This window comes from Mycolicibacterium setense, assembly GCF_000805385.1.
GTDB classification, from domain to species: domain Bacteria; phylum Actinomycetota; class Actinomycetes; order Mycobacteriales; family Mycobacteriaceae; genus Mycobacterium; species Mycobacterium setense.
The window spans coordinates 201,016-212,112 of record NZ_JTJW01000008.1; the positions used below are offsets into that span (position 1 = coordinate 201,016).

General features: G+C 70.0%; 8 protein-coding genes. All 8 read right to left on the reverse strand.

All coding sequences use genetic code 11. The features are described from left to right. Positions 1-101 precede the first annotated feature (101 nt). The 8 genes from QQ25_RS19335 to QQ25_RS19370 all read right to left on the reverse strand — a co-directional run bounded on the left by QQ25_RS19335 (position 102) and on the right by QQ25_RS19370 (position 11,052). On the reverse strand, positions 102-965 hold the full coding sequence (locus QQ25_RS19335) for a cell division protein FtsQ/DivIB (protein WP_052235982.1): 864 nt from the start codon (positions 963-965) through the stop codon (positions 102-104). Between the two features lie 107 nt (positions 966-1,072). Further along, a complete protein-coding gene (murC, locus tag QQ25_RS19340; protein ID WP_039321527.1) occupies positions 1,073-2,533 on the reverse strand; it encodes a UDP-N-acetylmuramate--L-alanine ligase in 1,461 nt (486 codons plus the stop codon). Beyond that, positions 2,530-3,720: an undecaprenyldiphospho-muramoylpentapeptide beta-N-acetylglucosaminyltransferase gene (gene murG, locus QQ25_RS19345; protein ID WP_052235922.1), complete on the reverse strand. Its 1,191-nt coding sequence runs from the start codon at positions 3,718-3,720 to the stop codon at positions 2,530-2,532. Before murG ends, murC begins: the two co-directional genes overlap by 4 nt. Then, positions 3,717-5,345 carry a putative lipid II flippase FtsW gene (gene ftsW / locus QQ25_RS19350; RefSeq protein ID WP_039321531.1) on the reverse strand — a complete coding sequence of 543 codons (1,629 nt, stop codon included), beginning with the start codon at positions 5,343-5,345 and terminating at the stop codon, positions 3,717-3,719. The genes murG and ftsW overlap by 4 nt, the downstream gene beginning before the upstream one ends. Positions 5,346-5,350: 5 nt before the next feature. Beyond that, entirely contained in the window at positions 5,351-6,847 is a 1,497-nt protein-coding gene (murD, locus tag QQ25_RS19355) for a UDP-N-acetylmuramoyl-L-alanine--D-glutamate ligase (protein ID WP_110797685.1), read from the reverse strand. A 1-nt stretch (position 6,848) separates the two neighbouring features. Continuing rightward, complete coding sequence (gene mraY / locus QQ25_RS19360; RefSeq protein WP_039321532.1) at positions 6,849-7,928, reverse strand: phospho-N-acetylmuramoyl-pentapeptide-transferase; 1,080 nt, start codon at positions 7,926-7,928, stop codon at positions 6,849-6,851. Continuing rightward, on the reverse strand, positions 7,925-9,484 hold the full coding sequence (locus tag QQ25_RS19365) for a UDP-N-acetylmuramoyl-tripeptide--D-alanyl-D-alanine ligase (RefSeq protein WP_039380493.1): 1,560 nt from the start codon (positions 9,482-9,484) through the stop codon (positions 7,925-7,927). Before QQ25_RS19365 ends, mraY begins: the two co-directional genes overlap by 4 nt. After that, positions 9,481-11,052: a UDP-N-acetylmuramoyl-L-alanyl-D-glutamate--2,6-diaminopimelate ligase gene (locus QQ25_RS19370; RefSeq protein WP_039380495.1), complete on the reverse strand. Its 1,572-nt coding sequence runs from the start codon at positions 11,050-11,052 to the stop codon at positions 9,481-9,483. Before QQ25_RS19370 ends, QQ25_RS19365 begins: the two co-directional genes overlap by 4 nt. Positions 11,053-11,097: the final 45 nt, after the last annotated feature.

Consider the following 11,097-nt stretch of genomic DNA (forward strand, 5'->3'; position numbering starts at 1 on the left):
AGAGTTATGTCAAGTAGTTCCGCGCAAACAGAACGGTAGGGCGCTGACGGCGGTGATCGCAGCAGGCGCGCCGACGCGCCGCCCGGCAATTTCTGCTGGATCTACTTGACCGTGGGCAGGTCGGGGCTCGACACGTCGTACGTATGGCCCGGCTGGGTCAGCAGGGCCGCCAGCTTCAGCGCCTTCTCATCGGTCCGATCGTTGGTGCCCCACACCACGACCCGGCCGTCGCTGAGGGTCAGCGCGATCGAGGCCACCGACGGCGCGGCGATCCGGCCGACCTGTGCCACCACATCCGGCGGCAGGGCCGACATCACCTCGAGCGCGGCCTTGGTCGCCGGATCGGTCGGTCCCGGATTGTCGGCGTCCAGATACGGCAGCGTCGGCGGTGGCGGCTCCGTGGCGAAATCCACACCGTCGCGGTCGAAAAGATGCGGACCGTCGGGATAGTCCTTGACCACCACCGGCACCCGCTCGACCACGGTGACCCTCAGGGTCGATGGGTACTCGCGCTGGACCCGGGCCGTCGCGATACGCCGGATCGTGGCCACCCGCTCGGCGACCGCGTCGGTGTCGACCTGCAACAGCGGCGTGCCCGGTGCCACCGCGGCGGCGGCCAGCACCTGCTCCTGCGGCACCGCGGCCGCACCGCTCACCGCGAGATTGCGCACCGACATCAACGGCGTGAAGTACAGAACCAGCCCCAACGCGACGGCGACCACACTCGCCAGCGCTGACCACAGCAAGACCTTGAGACCACGAATCGTGCTGCGGGCCACAGTGTTCGAAGCATCTACCGACTGCCCGGCCACCCGGCGCTTGGCCTCACGGCGGGCGTTCTCGATCGCCACCGCCCGGTCGCGTGCAGCCCGGCGTTCTTCACGTTCGCGGCGGGCGCGGCGGCGTGGGCCTTCATAGTCGGCTTCTGCCGCGGGCGGCAAGTCAGACCCAGCCGCGGGCGGCACATCCGAACCCGCCGCCGTCGGCTCGCCGGACTCGGCCTGACCCGACTCCTGCGCGGTCGGACCCGGCTCCTCAGCCGTCTCGCCGGGACGATCAGGACCCGGATCGGTCACGGCGAACCCGTCGACGGCCGGCCCGGCGCACTGCGATTCTCCTTGATACCGAGCTCGGTCAGAATCTCCTTGCCCAGCATGGTCACGTCACCGGCACCCATGGTGAGCACCACGTCGCCGTGGCGTACCGCGGCCGCCACCGCGGCGGCGACCGCCGAGAAATCCGGGACGTAGGTGACCGGCGCGGTGACATGCTCGGCGACGGTGGCGCCGCTGATGCCGGGAAGCGGCTGCTCACGCGCGGCGTAGACGTCGAGCACGAATACCTCGTCGGCAGCGCTCAGCGCGGCGCCGAACTCGGTCGCGAAAGTTGCTGTGCGCGAGTACAAATGCGGCTGGAAGGCGACGACCACCCGGCCACCGGTCTGGTCGACCACGGTCCGGGCCGCCTCTAGGGTGGCCCGCACCTCGGTCGGGTGATGCGCATAGTCGTCGAAGACCCGGACCCCGCTGAGTGAACCCACCAGCTCGAAACGCCTTCGTACACCCTCGAATCCGGCCAGCCCGTCGAGCACGGCCTCGGCGGACGCACCCACTTCGATGGCGGCCAGCAGCGCAGCCAGTGCATTGAGCGCCATGTGCCTGCCGGGCACCGCCAGCCGGATCGCACGCGGGTGCGGCTCACCGGCGAGCTGAATGTGGGCCACTGCCCCGGTCCCCTGCTGTTCCCAGCTCAGCAAGGTGCCGGCAAGATCGTCGCCGGGCGTGCTGCCGTACCGCAACACCCGAATACCCAGTGAGGCAGTGTGTTCGGCGAGTGTTGCGGCTCCGGGATCATCGGTGCAGACCACGAGGGCTCCGCCCGGCGCGATGCGGTCGACGAACGCCGAGAACACCGCGGTGTAGGCCTCCTCGCTGCCGAAGAAATCCAGGTGATCGGCCTCGATGTTGGTGACCACCGCGACATTCGGGGTGTATTCCAGCAGCGAACCGTCGCTTTCGTCAGCCTCGGCGACAAAGCAGTTTCCGCTGCCGTGATGAGCGTTGGTGCCGGCCTCGCCCAGTTCTCCGCCCACGGCGAACGACGGATCGAAACCGCTGTGCTGCAACGCCACGATGAGCATCGACGTGGTGGTGGTCTTGCCGTGGGTACCCGTCACCATCAACGTGGTGTAACCGGCCATGAGTTTGGCCAGCACCACCGGACGCAGGATCACCGGGATTCCGCGGCGCCGGGCCTCGACCAGTTCGGGGTTGGTCTTGGGGATCGCGGCGTGGGTGGTGACCACCGCCGTCGGACCACCGGGCAACAGATCCAGTGACGACGCGTCGTGACCGATCCTGATCTCAGCACCTCGGGCCCGCAGGGCCACCACGCCGCGCGACTCCTTGGCGTCCGATCCGGATACCTGCCCACCGCGATCCAGCAGGATCCGGGCCACACCGGACATCCCGGCGCCCCCGATGCCGACCATGTGCACCCGCTGCAGCTCGGCCGGAAGTGAATTACCGTTCACTGCAGCCTCTTTCGTTGAGCGTGGGCGATGTCGAGGGCGACCTGCGCCACCCGCCTCGCGGCATCGGGATGACCGGACAGCGAGGCAGCGGCCGTCATGGCCGCCAACCGCGCATCGTCGGTCATCAGGCTTGCGACCGTGTCGGCCACGAATCCACCGGTCAGCTGGGCGTCGTCGACGATGATGCCGCCGCCGGCCGACACCACCGGCAGCGCGTTGAGCCGCTGCTCACCGTTGCCGATCGGAAGCGGAACGTATACCGCGGGCAGCCCCACGGCGGTCACCTCGGCCACCGTCATCGCCCCGGAGCGGCAGATCGCCAGATCTGCCGCGGCATAGGCCAGGTCCATCCGGTCCAGGTACGGCACCGCGACATAGGGCGGGCGCCCCGCCGCTGCCTGCGGCAGATCGAGGGTGTTCTTCGGCCCGTGCGCATGCAGAACCGAAACACCAGCAGCGGCAAGGGCTTCGGCAGCCGAGGACACCGCACGGTTGATCGATTGCGCTCCCTGCGAACCGCCGAACACCAGCAGTACCTTGGCGTCGGGGGGGAAGCCGAAGAATGCCCGGGCTTCGGCCCGCAGCGCGGCACGGTCCAGCGAGGTGATCGCCGCGCGCACAGGCACTCCGACCACCTCGACCTTGCGCAGCCCCGGCTCGGGTACCGCCGAGAGCACCCGGCGCGCCGATACCGCACCGACCCGGTTGGCCAGTCCGGCGCTGGCATTGGCCTCGTGGACCACCACCGGGACGGCGCGCCGGCGACCGTGCAGACCGAAGCCGCCACGGGCCGCGAGATAGGCCGGCAGCGCCACGTAGCCGCCGAACCCGATCACCACGTCGGCCTCTACCCCGGCCAGGATCGAGCGAGTCTGACGGATCGCGGCGCGCACGCGCAGCGGTAACCGCACCAGATCACCCGACGGCTTGCGCGGAAGCGGCACCGGGGTGATCAGCTCGAGGTCGTAGCCGCGCTGTGGCACCAGCCGGGTTTCCAGCCCGCGGGCGGTTCCCAGGGCGGTGATCCGCACCTGCGGATCGATTTCACGGAGCGCGTCGGCCACCGCCATGGCCGGCTCGACGTGCCCAGCCGTGCCGCCACCGGCCAGAACGACGGATATCCCCCGGTCGCCAGGCTCCTGCCCCCGAAGACCAGCTGCGCCCCGGCCCGTTGTTCCCTGACTCACCCGTAACGCTGACCTTCCAAAGTTCGGGCCCGTTGGCCCTGTTTCCGCTGGCCTGCAGGATATCGGACCGAGGACCGGCCGCCTCCGGGCGGCTGCTGGCCGGTAGCGGCCCCGGATCGGCGCACGGGCCGGTCGGCGGCGTGCGGCGCGCGACGGGCCGCTCCCGCTTTCTTGGCTCCTTGTTTGGCCCTGGCCTGTTTGCCCGGCTGTTTGACGGCCGGCTTGGCTCCGGCCTTGCCGTTGGGTTTGGCCGCGCTGCGCGGGGGCGACTTCCGGCGATCGTGCAGCCGGTTGCGGGCGACCTCCAACCGGGTCGGGACGTACGGCTCGGGCAATGGCAGCCGCAACAGCCGGTTCACCCGGTCATCGCGGCCTGCCCGCAGCGCCGCCACCGCCTCCGGTTCGTGTCGGGCCGCGTTGGTGATCAGACCCATCATCAGAAGCGTTGTGGCCTGCGAGGATCCACCAGCCGAGATCAACGGCAGCTGCAGACCGGTGACCGGCAGCAGCCCCACCACGTAGCCGACGTTGATGAACATCTGACCGACGATCCACAGCGTGGTGGTGGCGGTCAGCAGGCGCAGGAACGGATCTGCCGAACGCCGGGCGATGCGCATACCCGTGTAGGCGAACAGCCCGAACAGCGCCAGCAGGCCGAGTGCTCCGACGAATCCCAGTTCCTCGCCGATGATGGCGAAGATGAAGTCGTTGTGCGCATTGGGCAGGTAGTTCCACTTCGCCGTGCCCTGGCCGAGCCCGTCACCGAAGATGCCGCCGTTGGCCAGGGCGAACCGGGCCTGCCGGGACTGGTAACCGATGCCCTGACCGTCGGCCCCCGGGTCCAGCCAGGACTGCACCCGGTCGGACCGGTAGCCCGCGGAGACCGCGAGCACCGCGGCTGCGAGCACCGCGGCGAGCAGGGAGGAAATGAACACCCGTAGCGGCAGGCCGGCGTACCAGAGCAGACCCAGCAGGATGATGCTCAGCGACACCGTCTGGCCGAGGTCTGGCTGGGCGACGATCAACGCCAGCGCGATCACCGCGGCGGGCACCAGTGGGATCAACATCTCGCGCAGCGACGCCCGCTCCATGCGGCGCGCCGCCAGCAGGTGCGCGCCCCAGATCGCGAAGGCGATCTTGGCCAGCTCCGAGGGCTGCATAGAGAATCCGGCGACGACGAACCAACCACGGGAACCGTTGGCCACCTTTCCGATTCCCGGAATGAGCACCAGCACCAGGAGCACGATCGTGAAGGCAAACCCTGGGAACGCGAGTCTGCGCAGGGTCCGAACCGATATCCGCAGGGCCAGATAGAAAGCGATGAGCCCGACGACGGTCCACATCACCTGGCGGCCGAACACCGCCCAGGGCGACCCGTCGAAGTCATAGGAATACACGCCCGAGGCCGAGAGGACCATGATCAGACCGAGCGTCGTGAGTAGCGCGGTGACCGCGATGATCAGATGGAACGACGTCATCGGCCGGCTCAGCCAGGCGCCGAACCGGGTACGCGGCGCGGCGGACGGCGACGCGGAACTCGCCTCGGCCGATCCGCCCTCGGCGGTGGTGGTGTCGCCGGTCGCGTCGGCACCACGGCGGCGCAACCGGGCCAGGATGTCGGCCACCTCGCCTACCCGATCGCAGCGCGGACGGCACCGGCGAACGCGTCGCCGCGCTGGCCGTAGCCGCTGAACTGATCGAAGGACGCGCCTGCCGGGGCCAGCAACACCGTGTCACCCGATGCAGCCAACCCGCGGGCGGCGTCCACGACCGCCGCCATGACCGCGTCGGAGACCGGGCGGTCCGCGACGGCGATCACACGAGTCACATGATCATCAATAGACTCATTCGTCTCAAGCACCCCAGAATCCTCCCCCGTCACAACCTCGACGACGGGTACATCCGGGGCGTGTCGCGATAACGCGTCGGCAACCATCTGCCGGTCCCGGCCGATCAGCACCACCCCGACCAGCCGATTCGCCACCTCACGGACCAGTTCGTCCACCGAGGCACCCTTCAGCAAGCCTCCGGCGACCCAGACCACCCGGTCGAACGCGGTGATCGAGGCCTGGGCGGCGTGCGGGTTGGTGGCCTTGGAGTCGTCGACGTAGCGGACCCCGTCGAGCTCGCCGACGAACTCTGCCCGGTGCCTGCCGACCTGGAACGACGCCAGCGCCGCCGCGATGGATTCCGGGGCAACGCCGACCGCACGGGCCAGCGCCGCGGCCGCCAGCGCGTCGAGCACACCTACCGGCCCGGCCACGCTGATCGTCGCGGCATCAGCCAATTCGACCCCGGCGCCGAAGGCACGGTCGACCAGCTTGCCGGCGCGGACACCGAGCTCACCGTCGGCGGGCTCGCCCAGCCGGAACCCCACCCTGACCGCGGCCCCGGCGGTCGGCAGCAGACCGGCCGCCACCGGATCGTCGAGGCCGACCACAGCCACCCGCCCGGCCAGCGCCCTGGCCTTGTCGGCGGCGTAGGCAGCCATCGAACCGTGCCAGTCCAGGTGGTCCTCGGCCACGTTGAGCACCGCACCGGCATCCGGACGCAGCGAGGGTGCCCAGTGCAACTGGAAGCTCGACAACTCGACCGCCAGCAACTCCGCCGGCTGATCCAGCACCGCCAGCACGGGATCACCGATGTTGCCGCACAACAGGCTTCGCCGCCCGTCGGCCAGCAGCATCTCGTGCAGCATCGAGGTGGTCGTGGTCTTGCCGTTGGTACCGGTGACCACCAGCCAGCGCCGTGGCGGACCGTAGCGGCCCGCGGCGTCCAGCCGCCAGGCCAGCTCCACATCGCCCCAGATCGGCACGCCGGCCTCGGCCGCGGCCGCCAGCACCGGCGCCGTGGGTGGGAATCCCGGGCTGGTCACGACGACTGCGTAGCCGGCGATGCCGGCGATGGCGCCGGCCGGGTCGACCACCGTGGTGCCCTGCTCGGCATAGGCCCGCAGGGCCTCGGCGCGGTCATCGCACAGCGTCGCAGCGACGCCGAGCGGCGCCAGCGCCGTCAGTACCGCACGTCCGGTGACTCCGGCACCGGTGACCAACACCGGCGCCCCGGGGGTCAGCAGCGAGAGAAGCCCCCGGTCGTCACCGTCGCGCTCGCCGGATGGGCCGGCCACGTCAGGCCCCGACAGCGGTGAGCCACTCGCTGTAGAACAGAGCCACACCCAGACCGCACGCGATTGCCGTCAGCAGCCAGAACCGGATGATGACCGTGGTCTCGGCCCAACCGACCAATTCGAAATGGTGATGGAACGGCGCCATCCGGAACACCCGGCGGCCCGTGGTGCGGAAGGTGAGGATCTGCACCACCACCGAGGTCACCTCGGCCACGAACAACGCACCCAGGACCACCGCGAGGATCTCGGTCCGGCTCGTCACCGAGAGCCCGGCGATGATGCCGCCAAGGGCCAGCGAGCCGGTATCGCCCATGAAGATCTTGGCCGGCGCGGCATTCCACCACAGGAAGCCGATGCACGCTCCCGCCGTCGCGGCCGCGATGATCGCCAGGTCCAGCGGATCGCGCACGTTGTAGCAGCCCAGGCCCGGCGCCGTCGCGCAGGCATTGCGGTACTGCCAGAACGTGATCAGCACGTAGGCCGCACTCACCATCGCCATCGCGCCCGCCGCCAGCCCGTCCAGGCCGTCGGTGAAGTTCACCGCATTCGACCAGGCACTGACGATGACCACGCAGAACAGCACGAACACCCATGACGCCAGCGTCACCGTGGCGATCTCGCGGACATAGGACAACTCGGGGCTGCCCGGGGTGAGCCCGTCCCCGTTGCGGAACTGCAGGACCAGCACGCCGAACAACACCGCGGCGGTCAGCTGCCCGACGGTCTTGGCTGTCTTGTTCAGGCCCAGGTTGCGTGAGCGTCGCAGCTTGATGAGGTCGTCGACGAATCCGACCAGGCCGAGCATGGTGGCCAGCCCCAGCACCAGAACGCCCGATGCCGACGGCCCGTCACCGCCGAGCGCCACGCCCACCAGGTGGGTGCCCAGATAGCCGGCCCAGATGCCGGCCACGATGGCCACACCACCCATCGACGGGGTGCCACGCTTCTTGGCGTGGCTGGCCGGCCCGTCCTCGCGGATCTCATGGCCCAGCCCACGCTTGGTGAACAGCCGGATCAACGCAGGGGTCAGCAGGATCGAGACCGTCAGTGCGATACCGACGGCAATGAGGATGAGCTTCATCGGTCGCCGCTCCGATCTGTTTCAGCGGTCGGAGACGGCGATCCAGGTTCTGGGGCGATCAGCGCATCGGCGAGAGCCCCCAACCCCACCGAGTTGGATGCCTTCACCAGCACCACGTCCCCCGGCTGCAGCTCAGCCTGCAACAGGGCCAGTGCGGAATCGGCGTCGTCGACCATCGTGGACTCAGATCCCCACGAACCCTCCATCACCGCGCCATGGTGCATGGCGTTCATAGCCCTCCCGGTTCCGACGACGATTAACCGAGACACATCTAAGCGCACCGCGAAGCGGCCGATGGCGTCGTGCTCGGTTATGGCGTCGTCGCCGAGTTCGGCCATCTCGCCCAGGACCGCCCAACTGCGACGCTTTTCGCCCGGCCCGACGGCCGGCTCAGGTGAGCTCCGACGGGCCATCCACGCCAGTGCCTTCAACCCCGCCCGCATCGAATCCGGGTTGGCGTTGTAGGCGTCGTTGATCACCGTCACGCCGTCGGCACGGGTGGCAACCTGCATCCGGCGCCGCGAGACCGGGCTGGCGCCGGCCAGCGCCATGGCGACCTGATCCAGGCCGGCACCGCACTGCAGTGCCACCGCCGCCGCACACAACGCGTTGCCGACCTGATGGTCGCCGTGCACCGAGAGTGCCACCTCGACCTGGTCGCCGCCGGCGTGCAAGGTGAAACGCGGCCGCGCCAGATCATCGAGCGCGACCGGGCCGGCCCACACGTCGACCTCGGAACCAGGCTCACGCGACACCCGCACCACGCGGGCCGCGGTCGCGCCGGCCATCGCCGCCACGGCCGTGTCGTCCACGTTGAGGATCACCACGCCCGAGGCCGGAACAGCTTGCGGCAACTCGGCTTTGGTTCTCGCAATGGCCTCGCGCGAGCCGAACTCCCCGAGGTGGGCGGTACCCACGTTGAGCACCACCGCGATCTGGGGCGGGGCGATCGCGGCCAGGGCGGCGATGTTGCCCGTATGCCGGGCAGACATCTCCAGGATCAGGTAATCGGTCTCGGGTGTCGCCCGCAGCACCGTCCAGGGGTGGCCCAGCTCGTTGTTGAAGGAGCCCGGCGGTGCAACGACCTGACCGAGCGGGTCCAGCACCGCGGCCAGCAGATCCTTGGTCGAGGTCTTGCCGGAGGATCCGGTGACCCCGATGATGGTCAACCCACCTGCGACGAGCTCGGCCGCCACCGCCGCCGCGAGCTTCGCCAGCGCGGCCAGCACCGCCGCACCGGAACCGTCGGTATCGAATTCCAAAGCGCCAGAAGCGGCGTCGGCTGCCCCCGGCGCGGGGCGAACCACAATCGCAGGCACCCCGACCGGGCGCGCGGCCAGCACTGCGACGGCCCCGGAGGCCACCGCGGCCGCCGCGAAGTCGTGCCCGTCGGTGCGTGCGCCCGGCAGTGCCAGGAACAGCCCGCCGGGGCCGACGGCGCGGGAGTCGAATTCCACCGTGCCCGTGACACGGGTCGCGGCAGCCTCCTCGGCAGTGATGTCGGCCAACTCGCCACCGACGATCTCGGCGATCCTGGCGATGGTCATCTCGATCACGTGCCCGGCTCCCCTGACTTGAGTACCTCCAACGCCGCCGCCAACTCGTCACGGTCATCGAACGGCCGGGTGCGCCCGCCACCGGTCTGTCCGCTCTCGTGGCCCTTGCCTGCGATCAGCACCACGTCGCCGGGCTTGGCCCAGGCCACCGCATGGTCGATCGCCGCGCGCCGGTCACCGACCTCCACGACCTCCGCCCCCGAGGCAGCCTCGGACGCTCCGGACATGATCGCCGCCCGGATCAATGCCGGGTCCTCGTCACGGGGATTGTCATCGGTGACGACGACGAGATCCGCCAGTTCGGCGGCGACGCGCCCCATCGGCGCGCGCTTGCCCGGATCCCGGTTGCCGCCGGCCCCGAACACCACCGCGATGCGCCCCGGATCCGATGCACCGGGAGCCTCTCCCGTCGCCAGGCTCGCCCGTAGGGTCTCCAGCACGGCCTGTAGCGCCCCTGGTTTGTGCGCGTAATCGACCAGTGCCAGAAAAGGCTGACCGCGGTCGATCGGCTGCAGCCGGCCCGGCACGGTCGCCGTGCGCAACCCGGCCGCCGCCCGATCGGGCGGCACCCCGGCGCGGTCCAGGAGCGCGACCGCCAGGGCCGCGTTCGCAACGTTGTACCCGCCGGTCAGTCCGATCCGCAGCTCGTGGGGCACCCCGGCCGGTTCGACGAGAGTGAACTGCTGGGCCCCCGCACCTACCGCCGTGATGTTCCGCGCCTGCCAGTCGGCTGGGGCGCCCGTGGCGCTGACGGTGGTCACCGTCTCGGCCCGGCCGGCCATCGTCGCACCCGCATCGTCGTCGACACAGATCACCGCCGCTGCGGCGTGGTTGCGCGACCGGGCATCGAACAGACGGGCCTTGGCCTCGAAGTAGTCCTGCATCGTGGGATGGAAATCCAGGTGATCACGGGACAGGTTCGTGAACCCGCCGAGCGCGAAATCGATCCCGTCGACGCGGCCCAACGTCAGGGCGTGGCTGGACACCTCCATCACCACGGTGTCCACACCGCTTTCGACCATCACGGCCAAGAGCGCCTGTAGATCCGGCGCCTCGGGAGTGGTCAGCGCGCTCGGCAGATCCCGCCCGTCGATGCGCACTCCCACCGTGCCGATCAGTCCGGCCACCCGGCCCGCGGCCCGCAGTCCGGCTTCGACCAGATACGTCGTGGTGGTCTTGCCGGAGGTTCCGGTGACCCCGATGACCGTCAGCCGCTGCGACGGACGGCCGTACACCTCGGCGGCCACCTCGCCGAGCACCGAACGCGGGTCGGGATGAACCAGCACCGGGACGTCGAGCCCGCCGCATTCAGCGGCACCGGCAGCATCGGTGAGCACCGCCACCGCACCGGCGGCGACCGCGTCGGCCGCATAGCGTGCGCCGTGCACCGCAGAACCCGGCAGCGCGGCGAACAGGTCCCCCGGACGGGCGTCCTGACCGCGCAGGGTCACTCCTGTCACCCGAAGTTCCGGCAGCGGATTTCCGGTGGCGGATACCGCTTGGACCTGTTCGGCGAGCGGCACTAGGTATTGGCCGGCGGGACGGCTGGGACGCAGCTTCATGGCCATGCCACAGTACCCATCTGCGGTCCGCGGACCGCACCACCCACGACT

Coding starts and splice junctions, on each gene's coding strand:
- QQ25_RS19370 (WP_039380495.1), bottom strand. CDS start 11,052: ATGGCCATGAAGCTGCGTCCCAGCCGTCCCGCCGGCCAATACCTAGTG.
- mraY (WP_039321532.1), bottom strand. CDS start 7,928: ATGAAGCTCATCCTCATTGCCGTCGGTATCGCACTGACGGTCTCGATC.